Here is a 14,794-nt window from a genome sequence, read left to right on the forward strand (position 1 = left end):
AGAAATGCTCGAGGGGGAGCTCGTCCGGCTGCGCGCGCTGGAGCCGGAGGACGCCGAGAAGATCCACCTGTGGATCCACGACCCCGAGATCGGCCGGTGGATGACCACCAGCCACCCGCGCTCCCTCGCACAGCTGCGCAAGCACGCCGAAGAACGGCCGGTCAACAGCTACGAACTGGTCGTCCTGGGGATCGAGGCCGACGGCAAGCTCATCGGCGTCATCGACCTGCGGGACGCCGAGCCCGAGATCGGCAACGCCGAGCTGGACATCTACATCGGCGACGCCGACTACCGGGGCGGCGGCGGTTACGGCACCGAGGCGCTGCGCCTGATGTGCCGCTACGGCTTCAACGCCATGCGGCTGCACATGATCACGCTCTGGGTGGTCGCCGAGAACGAACGCGCCCGGCACGTCTACCGCAAGGTCGGCTTCTCCGAAGACGGCCGCCACCGCGAGGCGTTCGTCGCGCCCGACGGCGAGCGCCACGACATGATCCTGATGAGCATGCTCAAGGGCGAACTCACCTGGTGAGCCGCTTCGGCGCCTTCAGCCGCCACGCCTCTTCGAGCAGCTCACGCAGCTGATCGACGTCGACCTCGTCCAGGTCGACGATGATCGAGCCGTAGCCGTCGTAGTGCGGTGTCGTGAAGAAGGCCGCGTCGCCGGACTCCAGCAACGCGGCCTTCTCCTCGAGTCCGCACAGCACGACCAAGCCGCCTTCGGCCTCGTCGCGCAGCCGCGCGAACCCCTTGCCCGCCACCTTCAGCGCGGGCGTGCGGTACCAGGTCGCCGCCTCGACCTCGGGCAGTTCCGAGGCCAGGCGGACGACGTCTTCCCAAGTCGTCATGGGTCCATTGTCGAACCCCGTCGGACCCGGCGTCTTGGAAAAACCGGACCTACGGCAGCGGGGTGATCCGGTCCGCCGCGGGCGGGACCAGGTTCGGGTGGGCGCCCAGGTACGCGGTCAGCGCGTCCAGGTCGACCGGCCCGCCCGCCAGGTTCGTCCCCTTGGTGAACTCGGTGAAGCCGTCACCGCCGGCGGCGAGGAAGTTGTTCACCGACACGCGGAACGTCGCCGCCGGGTCGACCGGCGTGCCGTTCACCGTGATGTTCGAGACCCGCGAGCCCTGCGGTGCGGACGCCGAGTAGCTGTAGTGCAGCGAGCTCGAGATCTGCAGGAACTTCGGGTTCACCCCCGGCGCCCACTGCTGCTCCAGCACGTTCTTCAGGTTCGCGCCGGTGAGCGTGATCGTCTGCATGATGTTCGAGAACGGCTGGACGGTGAACGCCTCGCTGTAGGTCACCACGCCGTCGCCTTCGCCCGCCGGGGACGACGCGTAGGTCAGGTCGGCGCGGATGCCACCCGGGTTGGTCATCGCGATGACCGCGCTGTTCGACTGCGTGCCCGCCAGCTGCGCGTCGGCGATGACGTCGCCGAGTGCCGACTCGCCGGCCGCGTTCCCGGCCGCCTTCAGGTCCGCGGTGATCGTGCCGACCTGCTTGTTCCCGATCGGGGCCGCCTTCGCCGTCGCGTCGGCGACCAGCGCCGCCACGGCCGGGTCCGGGGTGACCGTGCGGGTGACGATCTCGTTGTGGGCCTGCGTCGCCGACCGGACGACGTCCCGCGTCTTCAGGTTGATCTTCAGGTCCACGACGGACAGCAGGCGGCCGAAGGACGCACCCTGGATGACCGGGCGCGGCTGGCCGGCCGGGTCGTTGATCACGCAGTTGTACTGCTGGTGGCTGTGGCCGGTGAAGATCGCGTCGACCTTCGGGGTCACCGCCTTCGCGATCGCGGTGGCCGGGCCCGGCAGGACCTTGCAGTCGTTCGGGCCCTCGAGCTCGGTGCTGTCACCCTGGTGCAGCAGCACGATCTGGGACTTGACGCCGAGGAAGTCGAGCAGGTTCGCGGTGCGGTTGATCGCCTCGACCTCGTCGCCGAACTTCAGGCCCTTGATCGCCTCCGGCGTGACGACCGAGGGCAGGTCCTTCAGCGTCGCGCCGATGACGCCGATCGGCACGCCACCCTCGAACTTGACGGTGAACGGCAGCAGCGCCGGCAGGCCGTTGGTGAAGTACACATTGGACCCGAGGAACGGGAAACCCGCACCCTTGAACTTCTTGTCGAACTGGCAACCGTCGGTCGGGTGACAGCCGCCGAACTGCATGCGCTGCAGTTCCTTGTAGCCCTCGTCGAACTCGTGGTTGCCTACGACGGACGCGTTGACGCCCAGCATGTTCAGGAAGTCGATGGTCGGCTCGTCGTGGAACAGCGCCGAGGTCAGCGGCGACGCGCCGATGTTGTCACCGGCGGAAACGACGAACGAGTTGCGCACCTGCGACCGCAGCTGCTTCACGTGCGTCGCCAGGTACGCGGCACCGCCGGCGTCCACAGTGGTCCCGTCGGACTGCGTGACGCGGCCACTGGAGCCGGTCGGCGGCGCCAGGTTCCCGTGCAGGTCGTTGAAAGCGATGATCCGGACGTCGGTGGTCGGGTCCGGGCGCTGGCCCGCGGACGCGGGTGCGGTGGTCACCGCCGTCGTCGCCAGCGCGGCCGCGGCGAGCACCACGAGCCGGGTTGAAAGCCTCATGCGTGTTTCCTCCGATTCGCGCCCAAGGTCCCCAAACGGGCGCACGGCGGAGGATTCTGCCTCGCTGAGGGGTCAGCGACCAGGGTCAAAAGACGGACGTAAAGCGAATGTCACCTAACGGCTTCCTGCGAGCAGCGTCTTCGCGACCAGCTGCGGGTCGTCGCTCATCGGCACGTGCCCGCAGCCGGGCAGCAGTTTGAACGTCCCGTTCGGCGCGACCTTCCGCAGCTCGGCGAGGCGCGGCCGGGCGAGGATCCGGTCCTGCTGGGCCCACGCGATCGTCACCGGGACGCCGGTGACCGGGCCGGTGAAGCGGAAGCTGCCGCGGGACTGGGCCGCGGTCGGCTCGAAGCCCGGCGCGGTCGCGAGCGCGTGCGCGTCCTCGGCGACGATCTCGGGCGAGAGCAGCTGGGGGCGTCCGACGATCATGCCCACCAGCGCTTTCCGCCCGGCCGCCGTCGCGGCGAGCCGGCGCACGACGTTCGGCGGGGTGCGCTGGGCGAGCGCGCGGTGGGCCTTGAGCGTCGCGATCGCGTAGAGCTTCTGGCGCCGGTTCCACAGCCCGGCCGGCGACAGGGCGGTGACGCTGCGGACGAGCCCGGCCTGGCCGAGCGAAAGCGCCAGCAGGCCGCCGAGCGAGTTGCCCGCGACGTGCGGCCGGTCGAGGCCGAGCTCGGTGAAGAGGTCCTTGAACATCACCAGCGCGGGCTCGACGCCGTACCCGCCGACCGGCTCGGGCGAGTCGCCGAAGCCGGGCAGGTCGACGGCGATGACATCACGGTGCGGCGTGAGCAGCGGAAACACCGGGGACCAGGCCTGGCGGCGGTGGCCGATGCCGTGGATCAGCACCAGCGGTTCGCCCCGGCCCGCGCGGTCGTAGACAACGTCGTCCATTACCCGAGAGTAGGTCCGGGTCGGCGGAAAATCTACTACCGCCGGTAACAGTTACTCTGCGTCCGGGTGAACCCGCGTCCCGGTGTCGGCCGACCGCTGGACGGCGTCGAGCACCCGGTGCACGCGCAGCGCGTGCCCGAAGTCCGGCAGGTCGCCCTTGAGGTGCCGGGCGTACGCGTGCGCGACGTTGTACGACGGTTCGGACGCGCGCCCGGCCAGCTGCGGCAGCTCGTACCGCGCGGGCACGGCGAGCCGTTCCAGCGTCCCGGTGCGGCTGCCGCGCAACGTCAGCTTGGAGATCCAGAACAGCGGATCCGCGGCGTCGACGACCAGGGTGCCCTCGGTGCCGTTGATCTCCCAGAGGAAGTCCGTGGCCGGCGACGTGCCGCCGCGCAGGTGCAGCGACACGATCGCGCCGCCGGTCAGCACGCCGGAGACGGCGATCTGGTCGGGCACGGTCATCGGGACGGCGTCGCCGGTGACCTCGTCGCGCACCCGCGGCCGCACGGTCGCCATCGTGGCCGACAGCTCGGCGAACCCGCCGAGCACCATGTGCAGCGTGTCGGCGGTGTGCGCGAACGGGATGGTCAGCAGCGTCGCCCCGCCCTCGGGGTGCAGCTGGTAGTCACGGCCGGCGCGCACGCTCGAGCCCCAGTTCCCGCCGGACGCGATCAGCGACGTCGACAGCACGCGGCCGACGTAACCGTCCTTGATCAGGTCACGCAGGTAACGCAACGCGGGCGCGGAGCGGCCCTGCAGCCCGACGGCCGTCTGACCGTCTTTCGCGGCTTCGGCCAGCTCGCGGGTCTCCGCGAGGCTCACGCCCAGCGGCCACTCGCTCAGCACCTGCTTGCCTGCGGCCAGCGCGGGCTCGATGAGGGCCCGGTGCTCGGGCACCTTCACGGCGACCACGACCAGGTCGACCTCCGGGTGCCGCGCCAGCTCCCCGGCGTCGCCGAAGGTCAGCGGCACGCCGTACTTCTCGCCGGCCACGCGCGCCGACTCGGCGCTGCTCGCGCTCAGCGCGCGAAGCTCGTAGCCCTCCACCGCGGCCAGCGCGGGCACGTGCGCGGTCGCGGCCCAGCCGCCGTTCGCGCTGAGCCCGATGATGCCGACCCGGACCGGTGCCATGAGTGTTCCTTTCGTTTCCCCCACAAGACTTACGTGCCGAGCGTCGCGGTCATTCCCGCGTGAGCGCAAGCCGCATCCGGTGACGACGGCCGTGGCCCGGAACGTCCTCACTGTCCCCGGCGAGCACGAAGCCGAGCCGCTCGTAGCCGCGTCTCGCGCGGTCGTTCCCCTCGAAGACGTGCAGGGCGATGGCCTGCGCGCCGGCTTCTCCGGCCGCCGCGCGGACCGCGTCCATGAGCCGCGCGGCCAAGCCGTGACCACGTAGTTGTGGCGCAACCCACATCGAGAAGACCAGCCATTCGGCCGCACCCGGCCAGCCGCAGACGAGCGAGCCGAAGTACTCCGGCGTGTCCGGTAACACCGGCTATCGCGGCCGCGATGAGGCGATGAGTTCCGGCAGTGGGGGAAGAATGGGCATCGAGGTCGTACTCGTGGTGCTGGCCGTCGTCGTGCTGATGATCGGCGGCACGGTGTTCAGCGCGTGGCGTGCCGAGCGCACGGAAGAGCGCGAGGACGAGCCGTTGCCCGATCAGCCCTGACCGATCGGCCCGTCCCCGGATCGGCCAAGTGGCCGATGGGCGCGCGCGGCGTCCGGCTGATCGACCGAAGTGGCACCCCGGTCAAGATCCATACCGTCGGTGGCATGACGAACGCACAGGTCACCGCCCTGCAGTACGGACTCATCGGCTTCTTCGCGCTGTGGACCGTGGTGCTGGTGCCGCAGCTGCTCACCCAGCTCGCGCGGCACGGCGGCCTTCGGCTGCGCGGCATCGTCACCACCGCGGCCGTGCTGCTCTACGGGTGCATGACCTTCGCGGTCGTGTTCCTGCCGCTGCCCGGCCCCGGCACCCGCCGGCTGAGCCAGACCGTGCAGCTGCACCCGTTCCAGTGGATCACCGACATCCACACCGAGTTGCTGAAGCACGGTGAGCCGCTGTCGCAGTGGTTCATGACGCAGACGTTCCAGCAGGCCTGCATGAACGTCCTGCTGTTCGTCCCGCTCGGGGTGTTCGCCCGGATCCTGTGGCGCCGCGGCCTGATCGGCACGACCCTGATCGGCTTCACGGCGTCGCTGCTCATCGAGCTCACGCAGGTCACCGCGAACTTCGGCACGGCGCCGTACATCTACCGGATCTTCGACGTCGACGACCTCATGAACAACACGTTCGGCGCCGGCGTCGGCTGGGTGTTCGGGGCGCTCCTGCTGACCCTGCTGCGGGCCGAGCGTTCACCGGTCGACGTGCAGCCGGCCCGGAGCCCGCGGATCCACCTCGCCCAGACGCGCTAACCGGGCCTTGCGCTGCAGCGCGGCGCGCTTCGTGGCACGGCGGTCCTCGAGAACGACCAAGAGGGCCGCCACGGCCAGGACCAGCGCGACCAGTCCGAGGACGAGCGGAAGCTGCACAAAATCCTCCTCGGTACGGCGCTGTGCGGGAGATCACACAGGGTACGCAGGTCAGTGGTGAATTCGCTACCCCTGGCGACGGCCCCGCGCGGCGAACCAGGTCCGCTCCCCGGCGAGCCACGCGTCGAAGATCAGATCGGCCGAGGTCAGGACGGCGTCGAGGTCGATCCGGCGGCAGGTGAACTCTTGGTCCCAGCGCCGGCCCTCGGCCTCGTAGCGAACCGTCGCGGATAGGAGATCACCGTCGCGGACGACGTCGGCCAGCTCCACGGCGACGTCGCCGAGGCACCCGCCCTGACCGTCTCGCACGGTGTCGAACCATTCCGGCGGGTGCCACTCGACGATCAGCCGCCCGTCGGCCGCGAGATGCCGCCGCGCGGCGGCGAGCAGGGCCAAGCGGTCTTCGTCCCCGCGCGGTGTTGATCAGGTGACTGCCGAGCAGGACGGCGTCGAACTCCCGGCCGAGGTCGAGGTCACCGATCCGGGCGCGGACGGTCTCGGCCCGGACGTGCGCGAGCATGGCGGCCGAGTCGTCGACGGCGACCACCTCGTGCCCCAGGGCCTGCAGCGGATGCGTGACCCGGCCGGCTCCGCAGCCGAGCTCGAGGATCGAGGAGCCCGGCGGGAGCGCGGCGTGCACGATCTCGGGTTCGCCGTCCGGCGGAAGCAGGAGGTAGACGTCGACGGCACAGCCGTCCGCGGTGACCTGGCCGGAGTCCATCCCCCGAGCTTGCCCGAACGGCCCGCGCGGCTCCCGTCCGTCCAGCCCCGCGAGGTCCGGCGCCGAAATCCGCCCCCCAGAACATCCCCCGCCCATCCCTGGGGGCCGGCCCCGCCTCCAGCGTATCGGCGCCCACCGACGAACCCGGGCGGAGCGGGGAAATCCACAGCAGTTGTCCACAACAGCGGGAGCCTGTGGACAACCACCGGGCCGCGACCCACCGAACCGGACGGGTGATCGGCGTCGCCGGCGGGGGGAGTTGTGCCCTGCCGGTCCGAAAGTCGTACCGGAGACTGGACGGGTGAACACCCGACCCACCAAGGACCAGCTGGCCGCCGCGTACGGCACCACCATCCCGGACGTCATCGCGGCCGGCCTCGACGTGCTGTTCTGCGGGATCAACCCCGGCCTCTACTCCGGCGCGCTCCGGCAGCACTTCGCGCGGCCCGGGAACCGGTTCTGGCCGGCGCTGCACGGCGGGGGCTTCACGCCGCGGCGGTTCGGGCCGGCCGAACAGGACGAGCTGCTCGGCCTGAAGCTCGGCATCACGAACGTCGTCGCCAGGGCCACCGCGCGGGCCGACGAGCTCACCGACGACGAGCTGCGCGACGGCGGCGAAGTGCTGGCCGCGAAGGTGCTCGAACACCGGCCGCGGTGGCTGGCGGTCGTCGGGATCACGGCGTACCGGACCGCCTTCGGCTTTCCGAAGGCGCGTGTCGGCCCGCAAGAGCTGCGCATCGGAGGGACACACGTGTGGGTGCTCCCGAATCCGAGCGGCCTGAACGCGCACTGGACACCCGAGGGGCTGGCGGCGGAGTTCGCCGCGCTGCGGGCCGCGGTCGTGAGTCGCTAGCCCTGCTCGCACCCTGCTGACCAGTCACAACCCGCATCCAACGGCCGCATCGGACGTTAGAGGGGGACGAGCCGGAAGGAAGGGGAGCGACAGCCGGTTCCACGTCCCGCGCCCCGGGCCACCCTCAGTAGCACCCGCCGCCCCATCAGGTCGTTCCGCTCTCGGTCGAGCCGCACTCCTGGAGGGGTTTTCTACCCAGAGTTTGCTGTAACCGGCGGGTTGGGCCATGAGGGGGAATTGGCGTCATGAGCTGCGCACTTGCGACTCGTACCAAGCAGAGGGAGTCACTTTTGGCCGGTCCCGGCAGGGGGGACCGGGTGGTGCCGGATCGCGTGAAACCGAGGGGACACGTCCGGCGTCCCAAGAGCGACAGCGCAGAGACGGAGGCCCACGATGCACGGCATCGAGCCCACCCGCAGGCCCATCGGGCCGGCCGGACCCGGCGGGCGCAGTCTCGGCGTGGCTGTCGTCGATCCGGTCCCGATCTACCGCGACGGCCTCGCCGCGCTGGTCCACCGCAGCCAGGGGCTGCACTGGTCCGGGCAGGCGGCCAGCCACCACGCCGCGTTGCAGCTGTGCGAGCAGGTGAAACCGGACGTCGTCGTGCTCGATTCGGCGCTGGATCCGAACTGCCACCTGACGAAGCTGCTCAACGCCGGCGACCCGGCGCTGATCATCGTCACGCTCATCCGTGACGCGAATCGCACGCAGCAGTACCTGGCGACCGCCATCGCCGCCGGGACGCACGCGATCGTGCCGCGGTCGATCGACTCACGACGGCTCGCCGAAGCGATCCGCCGCGCTCACACCGAACGCCGGTACATCGACCCCGGGCTGGCCGCGCTCACCGCCCGGCCGAAGCGCTCGACCGTGCCGAAGGGGGACCTCGCCCACGACAGCCCACCGGCGCCGCGCGGCGGAATGCCGCTGTCCAGGCGCGAATACCAGGTGTTGCAGCTGGTGGCCGAAGGCCTCGAGAACTCGGCGATCGCGAAGCTGCTGTTCCTGTCCGTCGAGACCGTGCGGACCCACGTGAAGAGCATCCTGCGGAAGCTCTCCGCACGCGACCGGACACACGCCGTGACGATCGCGTTCCGGGGCGGGATACTGATCGCCAGGGCGGAGGACGGCCACACACCGGTGACGGCGGACACAACGGCCGTCCCGGGCCACCGCTGACCCGCGTCAGCCTGGTCCAGGCCCACTTTCCGGTGGATTTCCGGTACCCGGAAGTGCGGATCTGCTTGCTCCAGTTACCCGCAGGTAATATCCTGAAGTTACCGGCGAGTAAGGCAAGTGTGTGCCCGGCCGGGGAGCCGAACACATTGGAGTGACGACATGGGCCACTACAAGAGCAACGTCCGAGACCTGGAGTTCAACCTCTTCGAGGTACTCGGCGTGCAGGAGCGCCTGGGCAAGGGTGTGCTCGCCGAGTCGGACGAGGAGACCGCGCGCGGGGTGCTGGCCGAGCTGAACAAGCTCGCGTCCGGCCCGCTGGCCGAGTCCTTCGCCGACGCCGACCGCAACCCGCCCGTGTACGACCCGAAGACCTTCAGCGTCAAGATCCCCGAGTCGTTCAAGAAGAGCTACAAGCAGCTCCTCGACGGCGAGTGGTGGCGCCTGGGCCTGACCGACGACCTCGGCGGCTTCGGCCTGCCCCCGACCGTCCAGTGGGCCGCGTCCGAGCTGATCCTCGGCGCCAACGCCCCGCTGTTCATGTACCTCGCGGGCCCCAACTTCGCGATGATCGTGAACAAGAACGGCACCGAAGAGCAGAAGCACTGGGCCCAGCTGATGATCGACCGCGCCTGGGGCGCCACGATGGTGCTGACCGAGCCGGACGCCGGCTCCGACGTCGGCGCGGGCCGCACCAAGGCCGTCCAGCAGGAGGACGGCTCCTGGCACATCGACGGCGTGAAGCGGTTCATCACCTCCGCCGAGCACGACATGAGCGAAAACATCATGCACCTCGTGCTGGCGCGCCCCGAGGGTCCCGGCATCGAGACCAAGGCCGGCACCAAGGGCCTGTCGCTGTTCCTCGTGCCGAAGTTCCACTTCGACTCGAAGACCGGTGAGCTGGGCGAGCGCAACGGCGCCTTCGTCACGAACGTCGAGCACAAGATGGGCATCAAGGCCTCGACGACGTGCGAGCTGACCTTCGGCCAGCACGGCACCCCGGCCAAGGGCTGGCTGCTCGGCGAGGTGCACGACGGCATCGCGCAGATGTTCCAGGTCATCGAGTACGCCCGGATGATGGTCGGCACCAAGGCCATCGCCACGCTGTCGACCGGTTACCTCAACGCGCTCGAGTACGCCAAGGAGCGCGTCCAGGGCGCCGACCTGCCGAACATGCTGAACAAGGCCGCGCCGCGCGTCACCATCACGCACCACCCGGACGTCCGCCGCTCGCTGATGCTGCAGAAGGCGTACGCGGAGGGCCTGCGCGCGGTGTACCTCTACACGGCGTCGTTCCAGGACCAGCTGTGGACCGGCGAAGGTGACCAGAAGGTCGCGCACGGCGTCAACGACCTGCTGCTGCCGATCGTCAAGGGTGTCGGCTCCGAGCGCGCCACCGAGCAGCTCGTGCAGTCGCTGCAGACCCTCGGTGGCTCCGGCTTCCTGCAGGATTACCCGATCGAGCAGTACATCCGCGACGCCAAGATCGACTCGCTGTACGAAGGCACCACGGCGATCCAGTCGCTGGACTTCTTCTTCCGCAAGATCATCCGCGACAAGGGCGCGTCCCTGGCCTTCGTCGCCGGCGAGATCACGAAGTTCATCGAGTCCGAGGCGGGCAACGGCCGGCTCAAGAACGAGCGCGGGCTGCTCAAGCAGGCCCTCGAGGACACGCAGGGCATGCTGGGCTCGCTGATCGGCTACCTGACCGCGTCGCAGGAGGACCCGCAGAACATCAACAAGGTCGGCCAGCACACGGTCCGCCTGCTGATGTCCGTCGGCGACCTGCTCATCGGCTGGCAGCTGCTCAAGCACGCCGAGGTCGCCATCGCCAAGCTCGACGCGGGCGCGTCCGCCAAGGACGTCCCGTTCTACGAGGGCAAGATCGCCGTGGCGTCGTTCTTCTCGAAGAGCGTGCTGCCGGAGCTGACCGCTCGCCGCGCGATCGTCGAAGCCGCGGACAACGCGCTCATGGAGCTCGACGAAGCCGCGTTCTGAGCCACGTCCGAAGGGGCTCTTCCCGGCCGGGAAGGGCCCCTTCGCCGTGTCCGGCAGACGTCGTAACGATGCGGCGGCGGGGAGGGTAATTCCCGGTACACCGTGTTTCGCCGTCACCCACCCGGGGCATTCCGACGATCGAGCCGCGGAGCCCCGGAACACCGGGACCGCGGATCCCTTGAGAGGAGAAGCGATGACAATCGCCAGTGTTATCGGCGCCATCATCATCGGCCTGATCATCGGTGTGCTCGGGCGGCTGGTCGCCCCGGGCAAGCAGAGCATCCCGATCTGGCTGACCATCGTGATCGGTATCGTCGCCGCGTTCATCGGCACGGCCATCGCGCGCGGTATCGGCTACGCCGACACCAACGGCATCGACTGGCTGGAGATCCTCACCCAGGTCGTCCTCGCGGCCATCGGTGTGTCGATCGCCGCCGGCGCCTACGGCCGTCGCGGGGTATCGAGGTAACACCCACGATCCCGGCCCGGTCCGGTTCGCCGTCGGGGGCGAGCCGGACCGGGCCTTTTTGTGTCTCACTCCATCAGGGGTCCAGAGAGGCGGGCCGTCCGAATAGGTGTCACGGTTGCGCTTATTGGGCTATCGGAGGAGGCACCGTGCTCGGCGGACTTTGGGGCATCATCTCGACGATCATCGTGGGCCTGATCCTGGGCGTGCTCGGCAGGTTGTTCGCGCCCGGCGACCAGAAGATCCCGATCTGGCTGACGATCGTGGTCGGCATCGTGGCCGCGTTCATCGGCAACTGGCTCGCCGGCGTGTTCGGCGTCCGGGACACGAACGGCATCGACTGGATCCGGCACATCTTCCAGATCGTCGCCGCCGTCGTCGGCGTCGTCGCGGCTTCGGCGATCTACGCGCGGATCAAGGGCGGCAGCCGCACTAACGCCTGACCGACGCGCGCGCCAGCACCACGGCGAACCCGGCGCCCCCGAGCAGCAGCACGGCGGCCCAGGTCATCGTCGTGGTGATGGCGTGCGCGGACGACGTCGTCGCGATCGTCAGGAAGACACTGCCGAACGTCGCGACGCCGATGACCTGACCCAGCTGCAACGTCGTGGTCAGCAGCCCGCTGGCGTCCGCGGCGCTCGCGACCGGGACGTGCGTGAGGGCCTGCGTCATCAGCGAGCCGAACGCCGGGCCCATCGACAGGCCGAAGAGCGTCAACGCCGTGAAGAACAACGCGCCGCCGTGGCCGCCGTCGCGCAGGCTCAGCGCGAGCAGGCCGTACGCCACCGCCGAGCCGACGTAGCCGATCGGCGTCAGCGCGGCGTGGATCCGCGCGGGCAGCCGGTTCCAGAAGAACCCGCACAGCCCGAAGACCACGCCGCCGGGTGCCATCGTGAGGCCGGCCGTCAACGCCGTGTCACCCAATCCGGTCTGCAGGTGCAAGGCCAGGCAGAACAGGAACCCGCCGTAGGACGCGACCCCGGCGGCCAGTGCGGCCAGACCCGGGGCGACACCCCGGATCCGCAGCACGTCGAGGCGCACGAGCGGGTCGCGCACGCGGCGTTCCACCACCACGAACAGCACGGCCAGGAGAGCGCCGGCGGCCAGCGAGGCGAACGTCCAGGCGGGCCAGCCGGTTTCGTGCCCGAGCACCAGCGGCAGCACGAGGAGCACCACCGCGGGCACCGCGATCACCAGCCCGGCCAGGTCGAGCCGGCGGCCGTTCGGTGTTCCGCCGCCGGGTACCAGCTTCGCCGCCAGCACGGCGACGAGCACGCCGATCGGCACGTTCACCAGGAAGATCGGCCGCCAGCCGGCGCCGAACAGGTCCGCGCCGACGAGCACGCCGCCGACCACCTGACCGGCGACGAACGCGACCGAGATGACCGCGGTGTACGCGCTCAGCGCCTTCGCCCGCGCGGGGCCGCTGAACTGCGCCTGGATGACGCTGATGACCTGCGGCATCATCAGCGCCGCGCCGGCGCCCTGCGCGATCCGGGCGACGACGAGGGTTTGCGCGTCCGGCGCCAGGCCGCAGAGTGCGGAGAAGAGGGTGAAGCCGACGACGCCGGTGACGAACAGCCGGCGTCGCCCGTACAGCTCGCCGAGCCGGGCGCCGGTGATCAGCAGCATCGCGTAACCCACGGTGTAACCGGAAACGACGAGCTGCAGCGCGGCGCCGGACGTGTGCAGGTCGGCGCGGATGTCGGTCATGGCGACGTTCACGACGGTGACGTCGAGCAGCGCCATGAACTGGCCGAGCAGCAGCACGCCGAGCATGAACCACGGCCGCGTGGAGCGGCCCGGGACGGCCGGGGCCGGGGTGGTGAGTGTCATGCCCCGACCCTGCGGCTTTTCCTTCGGGGACACCGAGAGCCCGGTGCTGCTGGTACCCCCGGTACCTGCTTGTTCCGGAAACTGTCGTACCCCTCGGGCACGATGCCCTCATGACCCAGACGCAGGTCCACGCGAGCCGCCGGGAGGAACTCGGCCGGTTCCTCAAGGCGTGCCGGGCACGGATCGGCCCCGAGGAGGTCGGGCTCGCTCCCGGCCTGCGCCGTCGCACGAGCGGGTTGCGGCGGGAGGAGGTCGCGCTGCTCGCCGGGGTCGGCGTCACCTGGTACACGTGGCTGGAGCAGGGGCGGCCGATCAACGCGAGCGCGCAGGTCTTCGACGCGGTGGCGCGGACCCTGCGGCTGGACCACACCGAGCGGGAGCACCTTTACCGGCTCGCGGAGCTGACTCCTTCGCGGCTGCCGTCGGCGGTCGAGACGGTGCCGGACGCGGTGAGCGAGGTGCTGCGCGCGCTGGAACCGTTGCCGGCCGCGGTCGTCAACGGCCGGTTCGACGTCCTCGAGTCGAACGCGGCGCAGGAGGAGCTGTTCTGGGAGTGGCACAGCCTGCCGTGCCTGCACAAGAACCTGCTCTGGTGCTGCGTCACCGAGCCGAACGCGCGGGCGTTCCTGCTGAACTACGACGAGGAGGTGCCGCACATGGTCGCGCGGATGCGGGCCGAATACGGCCGGCACCTCGGCGACCCGTGCTGGGAGGAGGACATCCGGCGGCTGTCGGCGCTGAGCCCGGAGTTCGCCGAGCTGTGGTCGCGCAACGAGGTCGCCGAACCGCGGGCGCGGCTGCGGCGGTTCGACCACCCGCGGGCGGGGCGGCTGGACTTCCGGCTGACCGAGCTGGCGGTGTCGGAGGTGCCGGGCCTGCGGATCCAGGTGTCGACGCCGAAGGACGCCGCCACCTGGTCGTTGCTGCCCGCGACCCGGTTCCCCCGGGAGGGCTCGTGACGTGGCTGGACCTCAGCGGGCAGGAGCTGACTTCGGTGCCTTCCGTGCCGGACGACGTCACTCGGCTCGACCTGGATCGCAACCGGCTGACGTCGGTGCCCGATCTGGGGATCGAGCTGGAGCACTTGAGCCTGTACGCGAACGAGATCTCCGCCGTTCCGCCTTCGCTGTGGCGGTTGACCGGGTTGCGGGTGCTCAACCTGGCCACGAACTCTCTGACCGAGCTGCCACCGGGGATCTCCGCGCTGTCGTCCTTGCACACGCTCGACCTGGGCCACAACCGGTTCACTTCCTTGCCCGGTGAGCTGGGTGAGCTGGCGGGGCTCACCGAGTACCTGTACCTCAGCGACAACCAGCTCACGGAGTTCCCGTCGGCCTTGTGCCGCTTGGGAAAGCTGCGGTACCTCGGGTGCACGGACAACCGGATCGGCGCGTTGCCCGACCTCTCCGGGTTCGCGTCGCTGCGCGAACTCCGGCTGTACCACAACGAACTGAGCGCGTTGCCGGAGTCGATCGGCGCGCTCGGTTCTCTGCGGGAGCTGCACCTGCGCGGCAACCGGCTGCGCGAGCTGCCGGCGTCGATCGGGTCGTTGAGCGAGCTGCGTCAGCTGGACCTGCGGGAGAACTCGCTGGTGACGCTGCCCGCGTCGGTCGCACAGCTGTCCAAACTGGACAAACTGGATCTGCGGTGGAACAAACACTTCCGGGAGCCGTCGTGGCTGCGGGACTTCGAGGAGGCAGGTTGCATGGTCCTTCGCTGACA

Annotated in this window: 17 protein-coding genes and 1 pseudogene; 10 read left to right on the plus strand and 8 right to left on the minus strand. The window is 70.0% G+C overall.

All coding sequences use genetic code 11. The features are described from left to right. Nucleotides 1–4: 4 nt before the first annotated feature. Nucleotides 5–532 (plus strand): GNAT family N-acetyltransferase, encoded by a 528-nt coding sequence (locus tag OHS18_RS29890; protein WP_328447018.1) that lies wholly within the window; start codon nucleotides 5–7, stop codon nucleotides 530–532. Here OHS18_RS29890 and OHS18_RS29895 read toward each other — a convergent pair. The 5 genes from OHS18_RS29895 to OHS18_RS29915 all read right to left on the minus strand — a co-directional run bounded on the left by OHS18_RS29895 (nucleotide 522) and on the right by OHS18_RS29915 (nucleotide 4,978). Next, entirely contained in the window at nucleotides 522–848 is a 327-nt protein-coding gene (locus OHS18_RS29895) for an MmcQ/YjbR family DNA-binding protein (RefSeq protein WP_328447016.1), read from the minus strand. The two genes, OHS18_RS29890 and OHS18_RS29895, sit on opposite strands and share 11 nt — an antisense overlap. A gap of 49 nt (nucleotides 849–897) precedes the next feature. Further along, nucleotides 898–2,592, minus strand: a complete 1,695-nt coding sequence (locus OHS18_RS29900) for a bifunctional metallophosphatase/5'-nucleotidase (RefSeq protein WP_328613143.1) — start codon at nucleotides 2,590–2,592, stop codon at nucleotides 898–900. Between the two features lie 114 nt (nucleotides 2,593–2,706). Then, nucleotides 2,707–3,486, minus strand: a complete 780-nt coding sequence (locus tag OHS18_RS29905; RefSeq protein WP_328613144.1) for an alpha/beta fold hydrolase — start codon at nucleotides 3,484–3,486, stop codon at nucleotides 2,707–2,709. A gap of 51 nt (nucleotides 3,487–3,537) precedes the next feature. Beyond that, nucleotides 3,538–4,617 (minus strand): Gfo/Idh/MocA family protein, encoded by a 1,080-nt coding sequence (locus OHS18_RS29910; protein ID WP_328613145.1) that lies wholly within the window; start codon nucleotides 4,615–4,617, stop codon nucleotides 3,538–3,540. A 49-nt stretch (nucleotides 4,618–4,666) separates the two neighbouring features. After that, the gene (locus OHS18_RS29915; RefSeq protein WP_328613146.1) at nucleotides 4,667–4,978 is read right to left on the minus strand and encodes a GNAT family N-acetyltransferase; all 312 of its coding nucleotides are present in this window, start codon (nucleotides 4,976–4,978) and stop codon (nucleotides 4,667–4,669) included. 49 nt (nucleotides 4,979–5,027) lie between these two features. Between OHS18_RS29915 and OHS18_RS29920 the strand changes: the two genes are divergently transcribed. Then, the gene (locus OHS18_RS29920) at nucleotides 5,028–5,156 is read left to right on the plus strand and encodes a hypothetical protein (RefSeq protein ID WP_328613147.1); all 129 of its coding nucleotides are present in this window, start codon (nucleotides 5,028–5,030) and stop codon (nucleotides 5,154–5,156) included. Nucleotides 5,157–5,260: 104 nt separating this feature from the next. Then, nucleotides 5,261–5,905, plus strand: a complete 645-nt coding sequence (locus OHS18_RS29925) for a VanZ family protein (RefSeq protein ID WP_328613148.1) — start codon at nucleotides 5,261–5,263, stop codon at nucleotides 5,903–5,905. Between the two features lie 183 nt (nucleotides 5,906–6,088). Here the strand turns inward: OHS18_RS29925 and OHS18_RS29930 are convergent, their stop codons facing one another. Together OHS18_RS29930 and OHS18_RS29935 are read right to left on the minus strand one after the other, a co-directional pair. Continuing rightward, nucleotides 6,089–6,418 (minus strand): hypothetical protein, encoded by a 330-nt coding sequence (locus OHS18_RS29930; RefSeq protein WP_328618742.1) that lies wholly within the window; start codon nucleotides 6,416–6,418, stop codon nucleotides 6,089–6,091. A gap of 94 nt (nucleotides 6,419–6,512) precedes the next feature. Continuing rightward, a pseudogene (locus tag OHS18_RS29935) lies at nucleotides 6,513–7,109 on the minus strand (class I SAM-dependent methyltransferase); the annotation flags it as partial. Between OHS18_RS29935 and mug the strand changes: the two are divergent. The 5 genes from mug to OHS18_RS29960 all read left to right on the plus strand — a co-directional run bounded on the left by mug (nucleotide 7,045) and on the right by OHS18_RS29960 (nucleotide 11,679). Further along, on the plus strand, nucleotides 7,045–7,596 hold the full coding sequence (mug, locus tag OHS18_RS29940) for a G/U mismatch-specific DNA glycosylase (RefSeq protein WP_328447001.1): 552 nt from the start codon (nucleotides 7,045–7,047) through the stop codon (nucleotides 7,594–7,596). The pseudogene OHS18_RS29935 and the gene mug overlap by 65 nt on opposite strands. A 393-nt stretch (nucleotides 7,597–7,989) precedes the next feature. Next, on the plus strand, nucleotides 7,990–8,775 hold the full coding sequence (locus OHS18_RS29945) for a response regulator transcription factor (RefSeq protein ID WP_328446999.1): 786 nt from the start codon (nucleotides 7,990–7,992) through the stop codon (nucleotides 8,773–8,775). Nucleotides 8,776–8,934: 159 nt separating this feature from the next. Continuing rightward, nucleotides 8,935–10,770: an acyl-CoA dehydrogenase gene (locus OHS18_RS29950; protein WP_328613149.1), complete on the plus strand. Its 1,836-nt coding sequence runs from the start codon at nucleotides 8,935–8,937 to the stop codon at nucleotides 10,768–10,770. Nucleotides 10,771–10,963: 193 nt separating this feature from the next. Continuing rightward, nucleotides 10,964–11,239 carry a GlsB/YeaQ/YmgE family stress response membrane protein gene (locus OHS18_RS29955; RefSeq protein WP_328446995.1) on the plus strand — a complete coding sequence of 92 codons (276 nt, stop codon included), beginning with the start codon at nucleotides 10,964–10,966 and terminating at the stop codon, nucleotides 11,237–11,239. A 146-nt stretch (nucleotides 11,240–11,385) separates the two neighbouring features. Next, nucleotides 11,386–11,679, plus strand: a complete 294-nt coding sequence (locus OHS18_RS29960) for a GlsB/YeaQ/YmgE family stress response membrane protein (RefSeq protein ID WP_328446993.1) — start codon at nucleotides 11,386–11,388, stop codon at nucleotides 11,677–11,679. On the opposite strand, the gene OHS18_RS29965 is transcribed toward OHS18_RS29960, so the two are convergent. Beyond that, on the minus strand, nucleotides 11,669–13,072 hold the full coding sequence (locus OHS18_RS29965) for an MFS transporter (RefSeq protein WP_328613150.1): 1,404 nt from the start codon (nucleotides 13,070–13,072) through the stop codon (nucleotides 11,669–11,671). The two genes, OHS18_RS29960 and OHS18_RS29965, sit on opposite strands and share 11 nt — an antisense overlap. 110 nt (nucleotides 13,073–13,182) lie before the next feature. Here OHS18_RS29965 and OHS18_RS29970 point away from each other — a divergent pair, with 110 nt between their 5' ends. Together OHS18_RS29970 and OHS18_RS29975 are read left to right on the plus strand one after the other, a co-directional pair. Next, entirely contained in the window at nucleotides 13,183–14,031 is an 849-nt protein-coding gene (locus OHS18_RS29970) for a helix-turn-helix transcriptional regulator (protein WP_328613151.1), read from the plus strand. Then, a complete protein-coding gene (locus tag OHS18_RS29975) occupies nucleotides 14,028–14,792 on the plus strand; it encodes a leucine-rich repeat domain-containing protein (protein WP_328613152.1) in 765 nt (254 codons plus the stop codon). The genes OHS18_RS29970 and OHS18_RS29975 overlap by 4 nt, the downstream gene beginning before the upstream one ends. Nucleotides 14,793–14,794 lie beyond the last annotated feature (2 nt).

The organism is Amycolatopsis sp. NBC_00355, from assembly GCF_036104975.1.
In the GTDB taxonomy this organism is placed as follows: domain Bacteria; phylum Actinomycetota; class Actinomycetes; order Mycobacteriales; family Pseudonocardiaceae; genus Amycolatopsis.

Bases quoted from the DNA above. Each gene is read 5' to 3' on its own strand.
- OHS18_RS29945 (WP_328446999.1), top strand. From the start codon at position 7,990: ATGCACGGCATCGAGCCCACCCGCAGGCCCATCGGGCCGGCCGGACCC.
- OHS18_RS29910 (WP_328613145.1), bottom strand. From the start codon at position 4,617: ATGGCACCGGTCCGGGTCGGCATCATCGGGCTCAGCGCGAACGGCGGC.
- OHS18_RS29895 (WP_328447016.1), bottom strand. From the start codon at position 848: ATGACGACTTGGGAAGACGTCGTCCGCCTGGCCTCGGAACTGCCCGAG.
- OHS18_RS29890 (WP_328447018.1), top strand. From the start codon at position 5: ATGCTCGAGGGGGAGCTCGTCCGGCTGCGCGCGCTGGAGCCGGAGGAC.
- OHS18_RS29900 (WP_328613143.1), bottom strand. From the start codon at position 2,592: ATGAGGCTTTCAACCCGGCTCGTGGTGCTCGCCGCGGCCGCGCTGGCG.
- OHS18_RS29970 (WP_328613151.1), top strand. From the start codon at position 13,183: ATGACCCAGACGCAGGTCCACGCGAGCCGCCGGGAGGAACTCGGCCGG.
- OHS18_RS29905 (WP_328613144.1), bottom strand. From the start codon at position 3,486: ATGGACGACGTTGTCTACGACCGCGCGGGCCGGGGCGAACCGCTGGTG.
- OHS18_RS29925 (WP_328613148.1), top strand. From the start codon at position 5,261: ATGACGAACGCACAGGTCACCGCCCTGCAGTACGGACTCATCGGCTTC.
- OHS18_RS29920 (WP_328613147.1), top strand. From the start codon at position 5,028: ATGGGCATCGAGGTCGTACTCGTGGTGCTGGCCGTCGTCGTGCTGATG.
- OHS18_RS29955 (WP_328446995.1), top strand. From the start codon at position 10,964: ATGACAATCGCCAGTGTTATCGGCGCCATCATCATCGGCCTGATCATC.
- OHS18_RS29965 (WP_328613150.1), bottom strand. From the start codon at position 13,072: ATGACACTCACCACCCCGGCCCCGGCCGTCCCGGGCCGCTCCACGCGG.
- OHS18_RS29950 (WP_328613149.1), top strand. From the start codon at position 8,935: ATGGGCCACTACAAGAGCAACGTCCGAGACCTGGAGTTCAACCTCTTC.